The sequence below is a fragment of the Actinomadura sp. 3N407 genome (genome assembly GCF_052245875.1).
Classification (GTDB): domain Bacteria; phylum Actinomycetota; class Actinomycetes; order Streptosporangiales; family Streptosporangiaceae; genus Spirillospora.
On the sequence record NZ_JBQQBP010000005.1, the window covers coordinates 184,184 to 201,706 of the forward strand.

Annotated in this window: 16 protein-coding genes; 12 read left to right on the plus strand and 4 right to left on the minus strand. The window is 72.6% G+C overall.

Annotated elements, in window-relative coordinates; translation table 11 throughout:
* Nucleotides 1-52: 52 nt before the first annotated feature.
* The 4 genes from hemC to ACTWPP_RS14355 all read left to right on the plus strand — a co-directional run bounded on the left by hemC (nt 53) and on the right by ACTWPP_RS14355 (nt 4,419).
* On the plus strand, nt 53-922 hold the full coding sequence (gene hemC, locus ACTWPP_RS14340; RefSeq protein WP_443105107.1) for a hydroxymethylbilane synthase: 870 nt from the start codon (nt 53-55) through the stop codon (nt 920-922).
* A 92-nt stretch (nt 923-1,014) separates the two neighbouring features.
* On the plus strand, nt 1,015-2,580 hold the full coding sequence (locus ACTWPP_RS14345; RefSeq protein WP_443105108.1) for a uroporphyrinogen-III synthase: 1,566 nt from the start codon (nt 1,015-1,017) through the stop codon (nt 2,578-2,580).
* A 67-nt stretch (nt 2,581-2,647) separates the two neighbouring features.
* A complete protein-coding gene (gene hemB / locus ACTWPP_RS14350) occupies nt 2,648-3,658 on the plus strand; it encodes a porphobilinogen synthase (protein ID WP_443104728.1) in 1,011 nt (336 codons plus the stop codon).
* A 116-nt stretch (nt 3,659-3,774) separates the two neighbouring features.
* Nucleotides 3,775-4,419: a bifunctional DNA primase/polymerase gene (locus tag ACTWPP_RS14355; protein ID WP_443104729.1), complete on the plus strand. Its 645-nt coding sequence runs from the start codon at nt 3,775-3,777 to the stop codon at nt 4,417-4,419.
* Here the strand turns inward: ACTWPP_RS14355 and ACTWPP_RS14360 are convergent, their stop codons facing one another.
* The gene (locus ACTWPP_RS14360) at nt 4,420-6,135 is read right to left on the minus strand and encodes a serine/threonine-protein kinase (protein WP_443104730.1); all 1,716 of its coding nucleotides are present in this window, start codon (nt 6,133-6,135) and stop codon (nt 4,420-4,422) included.
* 184 nt (nt 6,136-6,319) lie between these two features.
* Here ACTWPP_RS14360 and hemL point away from each other — a divergent pair, with 184 nt between their 5' ends.
* Entirely contained in the window at nt 6,320-7,609 is a 1,290-nt protein-coding gene (gene hemL, locus ACTWPP_RS14365; RefSeq protein WP_443104731.1) for a glutamate-1-semialdehyde 2,1-aminomutase, read from the plus strand.
* 32 nt (nt 7,610-7,641) lie between these two features.
* Here the strand turns inward: hemL and ACTWPP_RS14370 are convergent, their stop codons facing one another.
* Both ACTWPP_RS14370 and ACTWPP_RS14375 read right to left on the minus strand, forming a co-directional pair.
* A complete protein-coding gene (locus tag ACTWPP_RS14370) occupies nt 7,642-8,529 on the minus strand; it encodes a dihydrodipicolinate synthase family protein (protein ID WP_443104732.1) in 888 nt (295 codons plus the stop codon).
* Between the two features lie 5 nt (nt 8,530-8,534).
* The gene (locus ACTWPP_RS14375) at nt 8,535-9,467 is read right to left on the minus strand and encodes an EamA family transporter (protein ID WP_443104733.1); all 933 of its coding nucleotides are present in this window, start codon (nt 9,465-9,467) and stop codon (nt 8,535-8,537) included.
* 72 nt (nt 9,468-9,539) lie between these two features.
* Between ACTWPP_RS14375 and ACTWPP_RS14380 the strand changes: the two genes are divergently transcribed.
* The 7 genes from ACTWPP_RS14380 (at nt 9,540) to ccsB (ending at nt 17,151) form a co-directional block, all read left to right on the plus strand.
* On the plus strand, nt 9,540-10,460 hold the full coding sequence (locus tag ACTWPP_RS14380; protein WP_443104734.1) for a LysR substrate-binding domain-containing protein: 921 nt from the start codon (nt 9,540-9,542) through the stop codon (nt 10,458-10,460).
* Between the two features lie 91 nt (nt 10,461-10,551).
* A complete protein-coding gene (locus ACTWPP_RS14385; protein WP_443104735.1) occupies nt 10,552-12,390 on the plus strand; it encodes a serine/threonine-protein kinase in 1,839 nt (612 codons plus the stop codon).
* 63 nt (nt 12,391-12,453) lie between these two features.
* Nucleotides 12,454-13,092, plus strand: coding sequence for a histidine phosphatase family protein (locus tag ACTWPP_RS14390; RefSeq protein WP_443104736.1), 639 nt, complete (start codon nt 12,454-12,456; stop codon nt 13,090-13,092).
* Between the two features lie 45 nt (nt 13,093-13,137).
* Nucleotides 13,138-13,728 (plus strand): TlpA family protein disulfide reductase, encoded by a 591-nt coding sequence (locus tag ACTWPP_RS14395; RefSeq protein WP_443104737.1) that lies wholly within the window; start codon nt 13,138-13,140, stop codon nt 13,726-13,728.
* Between the two features lie 10 nt (nt 13,729-13,738).
* Nucleotides 13,739-14,482, plus strand: a complete 744-nt coding sequence (locus tag ACTWPP_RS14400; RefSeq protein ID WP_443104738.1) for a cytochrome c biogenesis CcdA family protein — start codon at nt 13,739-13,741, stop codon at nt 14,480-14,482.
* A gap of 1 nt (nt 14,483) precedes the next feature.
* The gene (resB, locus tag ACTWPP_RS14405; RefSeq protein WP_443104739.1) at nt 14,484-16,169 is read left to right on the plus strand and encodes a cytochrome c biogenesis protein ResB; all 1,686 of its coding nucleotides are present in this window, start codon (nt 14,484-14,486) and stop codon (nt 16,167-16,169) included.
* Between the two features lie 4 nt (nt 16,170-16,173).
* Nucleotides 16,174-17,151: a c-type cytochrome biogenesis protein CcsB gene (gene ccsB, locus ACTWPP_RS14410; protein WP_443104740.1), complete on the plus strand. Its 978-nt coding sequence runs from the start codon at nt 16,174-16,176 to the stop codon at nt 17,149-17,151.
* 46 nt (nt 17,152-17,197) lie between these two features.
* Here the strand turns inward: ccsB and ACTWPP_RS14415 are convergent, their stop codons facing one another.
* The gene (locus ACTWPP_RS14415; RefSeq protein WP_443104741.1) at nt 17,198-17,488 is read right to left on the minus strand and encodes a PLDc N-terminal domain-containing protein; all 291 of its coding nucleotides are present in this window, start codon (nt 17,486-17,488) and stop codon (nt 17,198-17,200) included.
* Nucleotides 17,489-17,523 lie beyond the last annotated feature (35 nt).

A 17,523-nucleotide genomic window follows, 5' to 3' on the forward strand; every position in this document is an offset into this window, starting at 1 on the left:
ATTGAGCACTCCAGGCGGGGGGCCGCTGCGGCTCGGTACCCGCAAGAGCCTGATGGCGACGACCCAGTCGCAGCGGGTCGCGGACGCGTTGACGCGGCTCACGGGGCATGCGGTCGAGCTGGTCGGGGTAACCACGCAGGGTGATGTCTCCAAGGCCCTGCTCGCCCAGATCGGCGGGACGGGGGTCTTCGTCAACGCGCTCCGCGACAAGGTCCTGTCCGGCGAGGTGGACTTCGCCGTGCACTCGCTGAAGGACCTGCCGACGTCCGAGACGCCCGGGATCGCCCTCGCCGCGACCCCCCTGCGCGACGACCCCCGCGACGCCTTGTGCGCCCCGGCCAAGCTCGCCGACCTTCCGCGCGGGGCGCGCGTCGGCACCGGTTCGCCGCGCCGGGTCGCGCAGCTCCGCGCGCTGCGTCCCGACCTTGAGATCGTCCCGATCCGCGGCAACGCCGACACCCGGCTCCGCAAGGTCACCGACGGTGAGCTGGACGCCGTGGTCCTCGCGCACGCGGGCCTGAAGCGGATCGGCCGGCTGGAGTCGGTCGGCGAGGTCTTCGACCCCGACCAGATGCTGCCGGCCCCCGGGCAGGGCGCGCTCGCGCTCGAATGCCACGCCGACCGGGCCGACCTCCGCGAACTTCTTGGAACGGTCGATGACGCCGCGACCAGGCGGGCCGTCACCGCCGAGCGGACCGTGCTGGCCGTCCTGGAGGCGGGTTGCTCCGCACCCGTGGGAACATACGCTGCCGAAGTAGATGAAAAGCTGCATCTGACGGCGACCGTCGCGGCGTTCGACGGGAGCCGTCAGATCAGGCTGTCCGCAAGCGGCCACCCGGATGCCGCCGAGCAGATCGGACGCGACCTCGCGGCCCGGCTGCTCGCGCAGGGGGCCGACCAGTTGATGGGGGAGCGCGATTGAGCCCCGCCGCGAAGAGCAGCGCCGCCGAGAGCACGAAGAGCACGGCCGGGAACACGGCCGGGAACACGGCCCCGGGAGCCGCCGAACGGGCGGTGCCCGGCGGGACGGCCGGGCCCGGCACCGTCTCGATCATCGGGATGGGCCCGGGCGACCCGGGTCTGCTGACCCTCCGCGCCGCCGCCGAGCTGGAACGCGCCGACACGGTCATCGTGAGCCGGGCGCACTGCCCGGCCGGAATCCTGGCCCACTGCCGTCCCGACGTGGAGATCATCGACTCGGCGGAGGGTGACCCCGTCCGGCTCGCCACCCGCGCCGCGAAGGCGGGGCGGCGCGTCGTCCGGCTGCTGAGCGGCGACCCCGGCGTGTCGTGCGGGCTGGCCGCCGAGGGCGGCGCGCTGGCCAAGGCCGGTGTCCCGTTCGAGGTCGTGCCGGGCGTGTCCGCGGTGACGGGCGTGCCCGGGTACGCGGGCATCCCGCTGACCGACGCCGAGCACCGCGAGGTCCGGATCGTGGACGCCTCCGAGGGCGGCGTCGACTGGGAGCGGTTCGCCGCCCCGGACGCCACCCTGGTGGTCATCGGCGCGGAGGGCGCGGTGGCGGAGGTCTGCAAGGGCCTGGTCGCCGCGGGCCGTCCCGACTCCACCCCCGCCGCGATGACGAGCCTCGGCACGACCACCGAGCAGGAGACCGTCGTCTCGACGCTGCAGAAGCTGGCGTCCGCCGCCAAGGGCATGGAGGCGCCCGCCCTGATCATCGTCGGGGACGTGGTCGGATGGCGCGACCGGCTGTCCTGGTACGAGACGAAGGCGCTGTTCGGCTGGCGGGTCCTGGTGCCGCGCACCAAGGAGCAGGCCGCGTCGCTGTCGGACCAGCTGCGCGGGTACGGCGCCGTCCCGGACGAGGTCCCGACGATCTCCGTGGAGCCGCCCCGGACCCCGCAGCAGATGGACCGTGCCGTCAAGGGCCTCGTCACCGGACGGTACGAGTGGGTGGTGTTCACCTCCACCAACGCCGTCAAGGCCGTCCGGGAGAAGTTCGTCGACTACGGCCTCGACGCCCGCGCGTTCGCCGGGCTGAAGGTCGCCGCCGTCGGCGAGCAGACCGCCGCCGCGCTGGTCGAGTTCGGCATCCAGCCCGACCTGACCCCGTCCGGCGAGCAGTCCGGCGAGGGGCTGGCGCGGGAGTGGCCGCCCTACGACGAGGACCTCGACCCGATCAACCGGGTGCTGCTGCCGCGCGCCGACATCGCCACCGACGTGCTCATCGCCCGGCTGACCGAGCTGGGCTGGGAATGCGAGGACGTCACCGCCTACCGGACGGTCCGGGCCGCGCCGCCGCCCGCGCCGATCCGTGAGGCGATCAAGGGCGGCGGGTTCGACGCGGTGCTGTTCACCTCGTCGTCCACGGTGAAGAACCTGATCGGGATCGCCGGCAAGCCGCACAACGTGACGGTGATCGCCGTGATCGGCCCGCAGACGGCGAAGACGGCGCAGGAATACGGGCTGCGCGTCGACGTTATGGCCGACAAGCCCTCGGTATCGGCCCTCGCGGAGGCCCTCGCGGAGTACGGTGCCAAACGGAGGGCCGCCCAGATCGAGGCCGGGGACCCGCTCCGCAAGCCCAGCCAGATGCGCCGGGGGGCCCGGCGACGCAAGTGACGCCGTTGACGACACCGCTCACCGGGGGCCGTGTTCGCGCAGCGCATCCGACCCGGAAAGAAGGATCATGTCAGCTCAGTTCCCCGTCGCCCGGCCGCGGCGGCTGCGCCGCACTCCCGCGATGCGCCGGATGGTGGCCGAGACGCGGCTCAGCCCGGCCGAACTGGTCCTGCCGATGTTCGTGAAGGAGGGCATCGCCGAGCCGCAGCCCGTCTCGTCCATGCCGGGCGTGTTCCAGCACACCCGCGACAGCCTGCGCAAGACCGCGCACGAGGCGGTCGAGGCCGGCGTCGGCGGGATCATGCTGTTCGGCATCCCGGCGGTGAAGGACGCCACCGGCTCCGGTGCCGACGACCCGGACGGCATCGTCCAGCTCGCGCTGCGCGACCTGAACGCCGACCTGGGCGACTCGACCGTGATCATGACGGATCTGTGCCTGGACGAGTACACCGACCACGGGCACTGCGGCGTCCTCACCGGCTCCGGCGGGGCCGGCGGAGAGGAGGTCGGCGGAGAGATCGACAACGACGCGACGCTGGAGCGGTACGCCTCGATCGCGGTCGCGCAGGCCGAAGCGGGCTCGGCCGTCGTCGGCCCGAGCGGCATGATGGACGGCCAGGTCGCCGCGATCCGCGCCGCGCTCGACGGCGCCGGCCACCCGGACATCGCGATCATGGCGTACTCGGCGAAGTACGCCTCGGCGTACTACGGCCCGTTCCGCGAGGCCGCCGAGTGCGCCCCGCAGTTCGGCGACCGCTCCACGCACCAGCAGGACCCGGCCAACGCCGACGAGTCGCTGCGCGAGGTGTTCCTCGACCTCGACGAGGGCGCAGACATGGTCATGGTGAAGCCCGCCGGCGCCTACCTCGACATCGTCCGCCGCGTCCGCGACGCCGTGGACGTCCCCGTCGCCGCCTACCAGGTGAGCGGCGAGTACGCGATGATCGAGGCCGCCGCGGAGAAGGGCTGGATCGACCGCGAGCGGACGATCATGGAGTCGCTGCTGTCGATCCGCCGCGCCGGCGCCGACATCGCCCTCACCTACTGGGCCACCGAGGCCGCCCGCCGCCTGTCCTAGGACACTCCCTAGTCACTTGGGGTCGTTTCCGGGGGTTGCCGTGTCCGGGCATTTGCATGCCGGGCATCATCGTTAGTCAGGAACCCACGTTCGACCTTGGGTATTGGGGGCGCAGCATGCTGGTGGTGTCGGGGAGCAGGCGGCAGAAGGCGGCACGCGACAGGATGGCCTCGGCGGCGCGGCGGTACGCCGGCCTGGGCTGGCCGTGTTTTCCCGGCGCGCATCCCCCCGGCGGCGGTGACCGGGCGTGCTCGTGCGACCGGATCGGGTGCCCCGACCCGGGCGCGCATCCGGTGTCGGCGACCTGGGCGCACCAGGCCAGCGTGGACGCCGGCGCCATCGAACGCTGGTGGTCCGAACGTCCCCGGGCCAACATCATCCTGCCGACCGGCCGTGTCTTCGACGTGTTCGACGTCCCGGCCGCCGCGGGCACCATCGCGCTCGACCGGATCGCCTCCGGCGACCTGCCCGTCGGGCCGGTCGCGTCGGTCGGCGGCGACCGGCACCTGTTCTTCGTCGCGACCCGCGGCGCGCCCGTGGACGAGGACGAATGGTGGTCCTGCCACCTCGACACGCTGCCGGAGGACGTCACCGAGACGCCCGGCATGCGGTGGCACTGCCGCGACAGCTACGTCGTCGCGCCGCCGTCCGTCCTCCCGCACGGCGGCGAGGTCACCTGGCTGAGGCCGCCGTCCAGCGGCCCCCTGCCCGACCCGCTGCACCTCCTGGAAGTCCTCTCCGACAGCTGCGAGGAAGCGTAGTCACGCCGCGCGCGGTGCCTGGATGAGGGGCTTGCGGCCCCACTTGGAGTACGAACCGTTGATCATCTGCTTGCGGCCGTCCTCCGGGCCGGCGCGGACCCAGAACTTCGTGGGCCGGTGACCGGTGTCGAGTTTGATGGCGAAGGCGATCTGCTGAGCTCCGGTCGCCTGGGACATCTGGGCGTACATGGGGCCGATGCCGGGAATCTGCGCCAGCTTCGTGGCCGGGGCCTCACCCTCGTAGACCGTTCCCGACTCGGTCGGCGGCGACTTGGTCAGCTTCGTCGCCGACCGCAGCAGCGACGTCAGGTTGATGACGGAGCTGCCCTGGCGCACCTGGTCGGCCGTCGCCGGGTAGCCGCTTCCCCCGAGGGCCGCCGACCTCCACTGCTTGCCGACGCGCATGTAGAGCTGGTCCTGGACGATGACGGCGCGGACCGGCTTACGGGCCGAGCCCGTCCCCGCCAGCGTCAGCGAGTAGGACGGCTGCCCGCCCTCCACCAGGCCGAACGTCCCCTTGGCGCTTGCGGGGAAGCCGCAGCAGCCCGACTGCCGGTAATTGAACACGGCGCCCGGGGCCTGGGCGACCGCCTGGTCGATCTGCGCGACGAGCGGCCTCGGATCCACCCCGCCGGCGGGCAGCGTGGGCTGCGGCGTGCTGCTCTGCGCCGGCGCCGGGTCGGGCGGCGGATTCTCCTCACCCCTCAGCAGCGTCATGGCGCTCGCGCCGGCGCCGGCGATCACGAGGACGGCGACGGCCGCGAGGACCCAGCGGGTCCGTGACCCGCCGCCCCCGGCCTGCTTGCCGGTGACGATCGGGTTGCGGCCGCTGCTGCGGGACGGCTTCGCCTTCGGCGGCTCCGGGTGCAGGGCGGCCTGCGCGGCCAGTTCGGTGAGCCGCCCGCGGCCCTGCGCCTCCCAGGACGGGCCGTACGCGGAGACGGCCGCGTCCTCCAGGGCGGCGAGGTAGTCGGCGACCGACCGCGGCCGCTGGGCCGGGTCCTTCGCGAGGCCCTGGTGGATCAGGTTGCGCAGCGGCCCGGGCACCTCGTCGGCGGGGATCGGCGCCTCGCGGTGCAGCCGCGCCATGTTCCGTCCCGCGTACGGGGGCCGCCCGGTGAGGCACTCGTAGAAGATCGCGGTGGCGGCGTACAGGTCGGTGCCGACGGTGGCGGGCACGCCGTCCCACAGTTCGGGCGCCGCGTACGGCGGGCCGGACTGCGCCTCGGTCCCCGACGGGGACGTCGCGAAGTCGGTGAGCCGCGCGTTGCCGTCCCCGTCCACCAGGATGTTCGCCGGGCGCATCGCGCCGTGGACGATGTTGTGCTCGTGCGCCGCCGCGAGCCCGAGGAGCGTCCCGCCGAGCATCGACAGGGCCGCCAGCGGGCCGGTGGGGCCCTGCGCGGCCAGCACACGCCGCATGCTGACGCCCTCGGCGTACTGCATGACGATCGCGGCGCCGTCCGGCGTCTCCACGAAGTCGTACAGGTCGACCACGTTGGGATCTTCGAGCTGCGAGAGGCGCCGCGCGGACGCGCGGAACCGCGCCAGGAAGGCCTCGTCGGCACCGAGGCCGCCGCCGAGGTACTTGATAGCGACCTGGGTGCTGGTCAGGTCGTCGGTCGCCAGCATCACCCGGCCTGATGCGCCGCCGCCCAGTTCCCGGTCATGGGTGAAGCCCGGGACCGTCCAGCCGTCAACCACGTTGAAAGCCATCCCTCCGATACGGCCTGTCAATGAGTTCGGCCGGTGAGTACAGCCGGTGAGTTAGGGGAGGCGCCGTGAGACCACGTGCGAGACCTGTGAGTGACAGGGCGCCGATGTCGTACTTGGTGGAATATCGGCCCGTACCGTGCGAGGTCAAGGCAAGTCGCCGAACTGCAACTGAGAGACTGCTTCCGTGACTGGTATCGATCACTCCCAGCAGTTGTTCGACCGTGCCGCCGCGATCGTCCCCGGGGGCGTGAACTCGCCGGTCCGGGCGTTCGGGGCCGTGGGCGGGACGCCCCGGTTCATGGTGTCGGCGCGCGGGCCGTACCTGACGGACGCCGACGGCGGCGAGTACGTCGACCTGGTGTGCTCGTGGGGGCCGTTGATCCTCGGGCACGCGCATCCGGCCGTCGTCGAGGCGGTGCGGGACGCGGCGGGCCGAGGCACGTCCTACGGGGCGCCGACCCCGGGCGAGGTGGAACTCGCCGAGGAGATCGTGTCCCGGACGCCGGCCGAGAAGGTCCGGCTGGTCAACTCGGGGACCGAGGCGACGATGTCGGCGATCCGGCTGGCGCGCGGCTTCACCGGACGTCCCAAGATCGTGAAGTTCGCGGGCTGCTACCACGGGCACGTCGACTCGCTGCTCGCCGCGGCGGGGTCGGGCGTCGCCACGTTCGGCCTGCCCGACACCCCGGGCGTGACGGGCGCGGCCACCGCCGACACGCTGATCCTGCCGTACAACGACGTCACGGCGGTGGAGACGGCGTTCGACGAGCACGGCACCGACATCGCGTGCGTCATCACCGAGGCGGTGCCGTGCAACATGGGCGTGGTGCCGCCGCTGCCCGCCTTCAACGCGCTGCTGAAGCGGCTGTGCGAGCGGTACGGCGCGCTGCTGGTCATCGACGAGGTCCTCACCGGGTTCCGCGCGTCCGCGTCGGGCTGGTTCGGGATCGAGGGCGTGGCGGGCGACCTGATGACGTTCGGCAAGGTGATGGGCGGGGGGCTGCCCGCCGCGGCGTTCGGCGGACGCGCCGACGTCATGGACCATCTCGCCCCGTCCGGTCCCGTCTACCAGGCGGGCACGCTGTCGGGGAACCCGCTCGCCACCGCCGCCGGGCTCGCCACGCTGCGGAACGCCACCGCCGAGGTGTACGCGGCGATCGACCGTTCGGCGGAGATCGTGTCGAGGGCCGCGTCCGAGGCGCTGGCGCGGGAGGGCGTCCCCCACTCGGTGCAGAACGCCGGCAACCTCTTCTCGGTCTTCTTCAGCGACGGGCAGGTGGGCGACTTCGCCGCCGCGCAGCGCCAGGACACCAAGGCGTACGCGGCGTTCTTCCACGCCGCCCTGGAACGGGGCGTGTACCTGCCGCCGTCGGCGTACGAGGTGTGGTTCCTGTCGTCCGCGCATGACGAGGAGGCTCTAGGGCGCGTTCTGGACGCCCTTCCGCACGCGGCCCGAGCCGCAGCCCGGGCATAGCCCCAGAAGCGCTCTAGCGTCGTTCTACGGGCTTAGACGGGCAGAGCAAGATAGGCGGCGAGGGCCGCGGCGACCGATTCGGGACGCGGTGCGTGCAGCGGAGCGCGCACCGCGGGCCCGTCGATCAGCCCTTGCTCTGCGAGGCACGCCTTGAGGACGGCGGGTGCCGGTTCGCTGAAAAGCGCCTCCGTCATCGGGAACAGCGCGTTGTGGAGCTTCAGCCCGCGTGCCGCGTCTCCGTCGCGCGCCGCGCCCGCCATCGCGGCGTAGGCGGCGGGCGCGAGGCAGGCGCACGCGGCGATCCCGCCGGACGCGCCGAGCTGGAGCATCGGGTAGATGTACGCGTCGTCCCCGGACAGGATCGCTTTTTCAGTGCCCGCCTTTCCGGTGCCCGCGGCCAGCATCCCGAGGGTGTCGTGGTCGATGGCGCCGGCGCAGTGCTTCATGCCCGCGACGCAGTCGAGGGAGAGCAGCCGGACGAGGGTGTCCCCGGACAGGTGCTTCCCCGTCCGGTACGGGATGTTGTACGGCAGGAGCGGGACGTCCACGGCGGCGCCGATCGCCGCGAAGTGGTCGATGACGGCCTCGTCCGACGGGCGCAGGTAGTACGGGACGACGACGAGCAGCGCGTCGGCGAGCGGGGCGCGTTCGCGGGCCTGGCGGATGGAGTCCGCGGTGCCCATCGTCCCGGCGCCGACGGTCAGCGGTGTCCGGTGCTCGTCGGAGACGGCGCGGCACACCTCCAGCACCGTCCGCTGCTCGTCCGGGGTCAGCATGGCGGCCTCGCCGGTCGTGCCCAGCGCGACCAGCCCGGCGGCGCCGTTGTCCAGGCAGTGGACGGCGAGCCGTTCGAGCGACTTGGCGTCCACGTCCCCGGAGTGGGTGAACGGCGTCACGAGAGAAGCATGGATTCCGTGCATGGGTTTCACCTGGTTTCCGCAGGTCGGATTTCGGTGGGACGGGCGGGCGGGGCGAGGTCGATGCGCGACCGCAGGCGGACGCTGCCGGCGGCGACGCCCGCGATGACCAGCGCGGCGCCGGTGAGGCGCGTCGCGTCCACGCGCTCGCCCAGCAGGACGACCGCCGAGACGAGCCCGAACGGCGGGACGAGCAGCGAGTACATGGCGACCGTGCTGGCCTCGTACCGGCGCATCAGCCATCCCCACGCGCCGAAGCAGCAGAGGGTCGAGACGTAGGCGATGAACGCCATCGACGCGACCCCGGCGAACGTCAGGTCGCGCGCCGCGTCCGGGACGGCCCCCGGCCCCTCGAAGATCAGCGAGAGGGCGAGCAGCGGGACCGGCGGCACCAGCGACACCCACACCATGAACCCGAACGCGTCGACCGGGCCGCGGGCGGCCTGGTTCATCCGCCGCATCGCGACGTTCGCCAGCCCCCAACTCGCCGCGGCGAGCAGGCAGACCAGGAACGCACCCACCGGGCTCCCGCCCTCGGCCCGGGCCACGGCGATGAGCGTGACACCGCCGAAGGCGACGATCATGCCCGTGATCTGCCGGCCGTTCAGGCGCTCGCGCAGCAGCAGGCCCGCGAACAGCGCCGTGAAGATCGCCTGAACCTGCAGGACGACCGACGCCAGGCCGGCGGGCATCCCCATGTGCATGCCGAGGAACAGCAGGCCGAACTGCCCCACGCCGAGCGGGAGGCCGACCGCCACGAGCCAGCGCGCCGGCACCGGCGGCCGGCGGACGAGGAACACGGCAGGGACCGCCGCGGCCGCGAACCGCAGCGCCGCCATCAGCAGCGGCGGGAAGTCGTCCAGCGCCCCCTTTATGGGGACGAAGTTGAACCCCCACAGCGCGGCGATCAAAGTGGCCAGCGCGACGTGGCGTGATCTCATCCCCCGATCGTCGCCACACGCTTGATTTAGGACAAGCGAGAACTTCTTGAAACTTCGTTTTAGTATTGCTTCATGCTTGATCTCGAACGGCTCCGCGCGCTGCACTCGGTCGCGACCTACGGCTCGGTCAGCGCCGCCGCGGACGTCCTGCACGTGACGACCTCGGCCGTCTCCCAGCAGCTCGCCAAGCTGGAACGGGAGACCGGACAGAAGCTCCTCGAACGCAACGGCCGCGGCGTCCGGCTCACCGACGCCGCCGAGCTCCTCGTCGCCCACGCCGAGCGGATCCTGTCCCTCGTCGAGCAGGCGCAGGCCGACCTGGAGGCGCACCGCGGCTCCGTCGTCGGGCAGCTCACCGTCGCCGCGTTCCCCACCGCGATCCGCGGGCTCATGCCGGCCGCGCTGCGCTCGCTCCGCGCCGACCACCCCGACCTGCGCGTCCAGCTCAGTGAAGAGGACCCGATGCGCAGCATGCCGCGCGTGCTGCGCGGCGACCTCGACATGGCCGTCGTCCAGGACTGGAACAACGAGCCGCTCCCGCTGCCCGAGGGCCTGCACAAGGGCGTCATCTGCGACGACGTCGCCGACGTGGCGCTGCCGGAGAGCCACGCCCTCGCCGGCCGCGACACGATCGACCTCAAGGAGCTGGCGGGCGACCCGTGGATCAGCTCCTCGCCGGACAGCATCTGCTGCGACTGGCTGCTGCGCACGCTCCGCGCCGTCGACAGCGAACCCCACATCGACCACACGGCCTACGAGTTCGCCTCGCAGCTCTCGCTCGTCGCCGCCGGGCTCGGCAACGCGATCCTGCCGCGCCTCGGCCGCTGCGACGTGCCGCCCGGCGTGGCGATCGTCCCGCTGGCCGCCCCGCTGTCGCGCCGGGTCTACGCCGCCTGGCGCGAGGAGGCGGCCCGCCGTCCCGCGATCCGCGCCGCCGTCACCGCGCTGCGCGCCGCCGTCCCCGCCGGCGTCCCCGAGCTCACCCCCGCCTGAGCCCCGCCCCTTGGAAGGTTCCATACCGGTTCGCCGCAGGTGAACGTCATTCGGTAGGTTCTTCGCGATCACGAGCGGGGCGGAGGACGCATTGGCGGAGGACACGCCCGAGGACACGGCGGAGTGGCGGGTCGACGGGTTCGCGGAGGTGCGGCCGCTCGGCGCGGGCGCCCAGGGACGGGTGGTGCTCGCCCGGCACGAGCGGTCCGGGACGCCGGTCGCGATCAAGTATCTGGCCACCGCGGCGGACGAGGCGGACCGGGAACGGCTGCGGCACGAGGCCGTGATGCTCGGCCAGGCCGGCAGCCCCCACGTCGCCCGCCTCTTCCAGCTCATCGAGGGGCCGGGGACCGCCGCCATCGTCATGGAGGCCGTCGACGGCGTCTCGCTCAAGGAACTGCTGGAACGTCACGGTCCGCTCGCCCCGGAGGCGGCCCTGGCCGTCCTCAAGGGCTCGCTGCAGGGCCTGGCCGCCGCGCACGCGGTCGGCGTCGTCCACCGCGACTACAAGCCCGCCAACGTCGTCGTCCCGGCGGACGGGCGGAGCCGGCTCGTCGACTTCGGCATCGCGACCCCGGCCGGGCGGGAGGCGGGCGGCGCGGGCACCCCGTACTACATGGCGCCGGAGCAGTGGAACCGGCACGTCGCCACCCCCGCGTCCGACGTGTACGCGGCCACCTGCGTGTTCGTGGAATGCGTCAGCGGACGGCGGCCCTACTCGGGCGGCCGCGCCGAGCTGATGCGGGCCCACCTGACCGGCCCCGTCCCCGTCGAGGCGGTGCCCGAGCCGCTGCGGACGCTGGTGACCCGGGGCATGGCCAAGGCGCCGGAGGACCGTCCGGCGGGCGCCTCCGCGTTCGTGGACGACCTCGAACGCGCCGCCCGGGACACCTACGGCCGGGACTGGGAGGCGCGGGGCGTCCGCGCCCTGTCCGGCGCGGCCGTCGCCCTCGCCGCGCTCTTCCCGCTCGCCGCGTGGATGATGCCCGGCGCGGCGTCCGGGATGGCGGCGGGCCAGGCCGCAGGTCAGGCGGCGGGCCAGGCCGCGGGTCAGGCGGCAGGGCAGGCCGCGGGTCAGGCCGCAGGGCACGCCGCCGCGACGGGCAAAGTCGCGGGGACATCTGCCGTGAAGGCGTTCTTCGGCAGCGGCGCCGGGCTGACGGCCGCCGCGGTCGGCACGGTCGTGGTCGTGGGCGCCGGCGCCATCGGAATCCAGCAGGTCACCAAGAACGGCCCGGAGCCGGGACCCACTGCGGCGCCGACGACGAGGGTCGCCGCCACCGTGGCCGACGTGCGGCAGTGCGTCACCCTGGGGCCGGGAGGCCAGCCGGTGACGCCGTCGGCCGGGCCCGCCCGGGTGACGCTGCCCGCCCAGGTCGAACTGCCGGAGAACGCGACCGTGTACCGCACCGGCCAGGGCCTGCTGATCGGCCCGTCCGAGGCATCCTGCGAAGGGTCGATCGGCGCGAACTCGGGCGTCAACACGGCGGGGAACGTCCAGACGGCCCTGGTCGTCCAGGGATGGCAGGGGTCGGTCGGCGGGATCAGGACCCAGCTCTGCCAGTACTTCCCGGACTCCCCGCAGGCACAGCGGGAAAGAGCGCAGAGCGGCGACTGCGGCTCGACCCTGTCCACGCGCGAGGACCTCCCCACGGGGGCGCCCGGCGTTCAGGCGATGCTCTCGTCCGACCCGCAGGAGGGGCGGCAGCCGCCCCCGTCGCCCTACGTGACGGTGCGGCTCGCCACCCTCGGCGCCCGGGGGGTCGCCTCGCCGATCGGCTGCACCGCGCCGGCGGCCAACGCCGGCATCTGCACCGCCGCGCTGACGTACTGGTACCTCCAGTCCCTGGAGGACGCCGAGGTCGCCAAGGCCGATCTCGACCGCGCCGCCGAGCGCATCGCCGGCTTCGTCCCCACCACCCGCCGCTGAGCCGCGCTCCAGGGGTGACCGGGGGGCCGGGGCGTGGAGCGGCGAAGGTAACCTGACCTCGCCATGACTGAAAAGACGATCGTTCACCTGCTGCGGCACGGTGAGGTGCACAATCCCGAGGGCATCCTGTACGGGCGGCTGCCCGGGTACCGCCTCAGCGAGGACGGTGTTCTCATGGCGAAGGCCGCCGCCAAATGGTTCGCCGAGCGGGACGTCACCGCGCTGTTCTCCTCGCCGATGCAGCGGGCCCTGGAGACGGCCGCACCGCTCGCCGACGCGTTCGACCTGCCCGTGACGGTGGACGATCGTCTGATCGAGGCCGACAACCACTTCGAGGGGCTGACGTTCGGGGCCGGGGCAGGTTCGCTGCGCCGTCCGGAGCACTGGTACCACCTGCGCAACCCGTTCCGGCCGTCCTGGGGGGAGCCGTACCGGGCGCTCGCCGCGCGGATGCGCGCCGCCGTCATCAGGGCGCGGGAGGTGGCGCGGGGACACGAGGCCGTGTGCGTCAGCCACCAGCTTCCCGTCTGGATCCTGCGGCTGCACGCCGAGCGGCGCCGCCTCTGGCACCTGCCGCACCAGCGGGAGTGCTCGCTGGCCAGCGTCACCAGCCTGACGTTCGAGGGCAGCCGGCTCGTGGAGGTCGCCTACCGCGAGCCCGCCGCGGGGATCGCGAAGGGCCCCAGTGTCGCGGGTGCCTGACCGCACCGGTACGTTGTGTACTACGTCCTGTAGTAGGAGGGTCCGTTGAGCCCCCGAATCTCCCCTCTGCGCGCCACCGCCGCTGCCGTCGCGCTCTGCGGGCTGCTGGCCGGCTGCGCCGGCACCAGCGCCTCGGAGAACGGGCAGGGCGGCGACGCCAACCGTTTCATCTCGGGCGACGGCAACGTCACCGAGTACAAGCCCGCCGGCCGCACCGGCGTCCAGGGCGTCACCGGCGAACTCCTGGACGGCAAGCCGTTCAAGCTCGCCGACCTCAAGGGCAAGGTCGTGGTCGTCAACTTCTGGGCGTCCTGGTGTGCGCCCTGCCGCGGCGAGGCACCGTCGCTGCAGCACGTCTACACCGAGAACAAGGACAAGGGCGTCGAGTTCCTCGGCGTCAACTTCAAGGACTCCAAGGCGAACGCCGAGGCGTTCGAGCGCAAGTTCAAGATCACGTATCCGAGCCTGTTCGACGCCGACGGCCAGGTCACGCTGGCCTTCCGCGAAGTGCCGCCCAGCGCGATCCCGAGCACGCTCGTCCTCGACCGGCAGGGCCGCGTCGCCGCCCGCATCATCGGCGCGACGACGTACTCCAAGCTCAACCCGCTCGTCGCCAAGGTCGCCGCGGAAAAATGAGCACCGGAAAGTGAGCTCACTCAACGAGACGGTCGTCAGCGGGTCGCTGGTGGTGGCGGCGCCGCTGGCGGCGCTCGCCGGGCTCGTCTCGTTCGCCTCGCCCTGCGTCCTGCCGCTCGTACCCGGCTACCTGTCGTACGTGACGGGGATGTCCGGCGCGGACCTGGCCGAAGAGCGGCGGGGACGGCTGCTCGCCGGCGCCCTGCTGTTCATCGCGGGCTTCAGCGTCGTGTTCGTCAGCTACGGCGTGATCTTCGGGGGGCTGGGCCGGTGGCTGCTGGAGTACCAGGAGCCGATCACCCGCGTCCTCGGCGTCATCACGATCCTGTTCGGCCTCGCGTTCATGGGGTTCGTCCCGGGCCTGCAGCGGACGATGAAGTCGGGGCGGCTGCCGGCGGCCGGTCTCGCGGGCGCGCCGCTCCTCGGCGTCCTGTTCGGGCTCGGCTGGACGCCGTGCATCGGGCCGACGCTCGGGGCGGTGCAGAGCCTCGCCGTCACGGAGGCGAGCGCCGGGCGCGGCGCACTGCTGTCGCTGGCGTACTGCCTGGGCCTCGGCCTGCCGTTCGTCGCCGCCGCGGTCGGCTACCGCCGCGCGCTCGGCGCGTTCAGCGCCGTGAAGCGCCACTACCCCCTGGTCATGCGGATCGGCGGGGGGATGCTCGTCCTCATCGGGGTGCTGCTGGTCAGCGGCCTGTGGGGTGACCTGAACATCCAGCTCAAGTCGTGGATCAGCGGCTTCCAACCGGTGATTTGAGATGACTGACATCCAGGACGACGTGAAGGACGGGGAGTCGGGCATCCGGGCGCCCGCCGCGCGGCAGGCGCCCGGGGAGGTGCCGCGCCCGGCCGGCCTCGGCCCGATCGGCTGGCTGCGGTGGGGATGGCGCCAGCTCACCACGATGCGGACCGCGCTGATCCTGCTGTTCCTGGTGGCGCTCGGCGCGGTGCCCGGGTCGATCCTGCCGCAGCGGGGCCAGGCGCCGGAGAAGGTCGCGGCCTACCTCGATGAGCACGAGACGCTCGGGCCGTGGCTGGACAAGGCGTCGATGTTCGACGTGTTCGCCGCGCCCTGGTTCGCGGCGATCTACATCCTGCTGTTCGTCTCGCTCGCCGGCTGCGTCGTCCCCCGCGCGGTCAAGCACTACCGGTCGATGCGGGCCCGGCCGCCGGCGGCGCCCCGGAACCTGGAGCGGCTGCCGCAGTCCGCGAAGTACGAGACGGACACGTCCCCGGAGGACGTCCTCGCCGAGGCGCGCAAGGTGCTGCGCCGGCGGCGGTTCCGCGTGGACGTCTCCGGCGGCGCCGCGTCCGCCGAGAAGGGCTACCTGGGCGAGACCGGCAACCTGCTCTTTCACCTGGCGCTGCTGGCACTGCTGTTCGCGCTCGGCCTCGGGAACCTGTTCGGCTACCAGGGGAACGTGCTGCTGACCGAGGGCAACACGTTCGCCAACTCGCTGAGCCGGTACGACCGGTTCAACCCGGGACGGGTGTTCGGCGACGAAGATCTCGCACCGTTCACCGTCACCCTGGACGACTTCAAAGCCGAGTACCAGGCCGAGGGCGACAAACGCGGCCAGGCCATCGACTTCAACGCCGACGTCCGCTACCGGCCCGCCCCCGACGCGGCCGAGAAGCCGTACGACCTGAGGATGAACCATCCGCTGAGCGTCGGCGGAGCGAAGGTGTACCTGCTCGGCCACGGCTACGCGCCGGTCTTCACCGTCCGGGACGCCAAGGGCGACGTCGCGTTCAAGGACTCGGTGCCGTTCCTGGAGATGGAGCCGCGGAACCTGACGTCCGAGGGCGTCATCAAGGTCCCCGACGCCCAGCCCGACCAGCTCGCCTTCTACGCGATCCTGTGGCCGACGGCGATGGCGAGCGAGGACGGCAAGCAGATCGTCTCGGGGTTCCCGGCGCCGCTCCGGCCGGTCGTCACGATCAACTCGTTCAAGGGCGACGTCGGCCTCGACTCCGGGACGCCCCAGTCGGTCTACAAGCTGGAAGGCATCGGCAAGACGCTCCACCCCATCAAGGACGGCCAGAAGCTGCTGGAGCCGGGGGAGACGTTCGAACTGCCCGGCGGCGCCGGGTCGGTCACGTTCGACGGCATCGAGGAGTACGTGACCCTGTCGGTCAACCACGACCCGGGACGGGTTCCCGCCCTGATCGCCGCCATCCTCGCGGTGCTGGGCGTGGCGACGTCGTTCATGGTCAGGCGGCGCAGGGTGTGGGTCCGTGCGAGCGCCGGAGAGGGCGGGCGTACGGTGGTCGAGGTCGGCGGTCTCACGCTCGGGAGCCCGGCCGCGGAGTTCGACGAGATCGTGACCGCGCTGCGCGGTCCCGAGGACGGGCCCGATGGCGAGGGGCCCGAAGGCAGGGGGCCCGGAAGCGAGCCCGCCGCCGACCCGGAATCCGGGCCGGCGACCGAATCGAAGGAGTGACGCGGTGAGCAACGCCGACCTCGCGAACCTGAGCGACAAGCTCATGCTGACCACCGTGGTGATGTACGTCATCGCGCTGGCCGCCTACGCCATCGACCTCGGCTTCGGCCGCCGCGCGGCGCCGGAGACGGTGGCGGAGGAGGCGGACGCGAAGGTCCTGGTCGGCGCCGCCGGCGCCCGCGCCGAGGACGCCGGCCCCGCCGGGGACGAGCCCGCCGGGGACGCGGGCGAGCGTCCCCAGCTCGACTGGGTCCGCCTCGCGGTCCTGCTGAACGTGCTGGGCTGGGGCGCGCACCTCGGCGTCATGGTGACCCGCGGTGTGGCCGCGAGCCGGTGGCCGTGGGGGAACATGTACGAGTTCCTCACCGCCATCGCGTTCGCCGCCGTGACCGCGTTCATGGTCGTGATGTTCCGCTACAAGGCGCGTTTCCTCGGCGCTTTCGTCATGGCCGCCGCCGTCGTCGCCCTGGGCGTGGCGAACATCTGGCTGTACGACTCGGTGGGCCCGGTCACCCCGGCGCTGAACTCGTACTGGATCGCCATCCACGTGTCCGCAGCGATCATCGCGACGGGCGCGTTCACCGTCGCGGGCGCCGCCACCATCCTGTACCTGGTGAAGGCCCGCGCGGAGTCGCGCGGCGAGGTCGCGGACGGCGGCGTCCTGTCCCGCATGCCGTCGGCCGAGAGCCTGGACCGCCTCGCGATGCGGGTCACGATGTTCGCGTTCCCGATCTGGACGGCCGCGATCATCATGGGCGCCATCTGGGCCGACCAGGCGTGGGGCCGCTACTGGGGCTGGGACCCGAAGGAGATCTGGTCCTTCGTCACGTGGATCATCTACGCCGCCTACCTGCACGCCCGCGCGACGGCCGGCTGGAAGGGCCGCAAGGCCGCGATCCTCGCGCTGCTCGCGCTCGCCGCGCTGCTGTTCAACTTCTTCGGCGTGAACTACATGTTCTCCGGCCTGCACTCCTACGCGTAGGACGCACGCCCAGGACAAACACGTAGGACGCACGCGCGGGCGCTCGTCAGGCGTCGTCGTCGCGGAGGCGGCGTTCCAAGTCGCGAAGGAACGCCGGGTCGTCGTCCGGGCCGATCGGCCCGTCGGCGGCCATCCGCGAGCCGAAGACCGCCGCGCCGCGGCGGGGACGCCCGTCCAGCAGCCACAGCACCGAGCCGATGAGGAAGCCGAAGAAGGCGATCGCGAACCAGCCCCGCTTGGACAGGTGACGCAGCTCGGTCGCGTCGGTCCGGAGCACGTCCAGGAGGCAGTAGATCCAGATCCCGAGCAAAAACAGCGTAACCAGCACGTTTGTCACGGCCAAAGAGTATCCGTGACTCGTGGGGATGACGC

What these genes read in the sequence shown, in the direction of transcription:
- ACTWPP_RS14375 (WP_443104733.1), bottom strand. Translation starts at nt 9,467, where the DNA reads ATGAGATCACGCCACGTCGCGCTGGCCACTTTGATCGCCGCGCTGTGG.
- resB (WP_443104739.1), top strand. Translation starts at nt 14,484, where the DNA reads ATGACTGACATCCAGGACGACGTGAAGGACGGGGAGTCGGGCATCCGG.
- hemB (WP_443104728.1), top strand. Translation starts at nt 2,648, where the DNA reads ATGTCAGCTCAGTTCCCCGTCGCCCGGCCGCGGCGGCTGCGCCGCACT.
- ACTWPP_RS14380 (WP_443104734.1), top strand. Translation starts at nt 9,540, where the DNA reads ATGCTTGATCTCGAACGGCTCCGCGCGCTGCACTCGGTCGCGACCTAC.
- ACTWPP_RS14360 (WP_443104730.1), bottom strand. Translation starts at nt 6,135, where the DNA reads ATGGCTTTCAACGTGGTTGACGGCTGGACGGTCCCGGGCTTCACCCAT.
- ACTWPP_RS14390 (WP_443104736.1), top strand. Translation starts at nt 12,454, where the DNA reads ATGACTGAAAAGACGATCGTTCACCTGCTGCGGCACGGTGAGGTGCAC.
- ACTWPP_RS14370 (WP_443104732.1), bottom strand. Translation starts at nt 8,529, where the DNA reads ATGCACGGAATCCATGCTTCTCTCGTGACGCCGTTCACCCACTCCGGG.
- ACTWPP_RS14355 (WP_443104729.1), top strand. Translation starts at nt 3,775, where the DNA reads ATGCTGGTGGTGTCGGGGAGCAGGCGGCAGAAGGCGGCACGCGACAGG.
- hemC (WP_443105107.1), top strand. Translation starts at nt 53, where the DNA reads ATGGCGACGACCCAGTCGCAGCGGGTCGCGGACGCGTTGACGCGGCTC.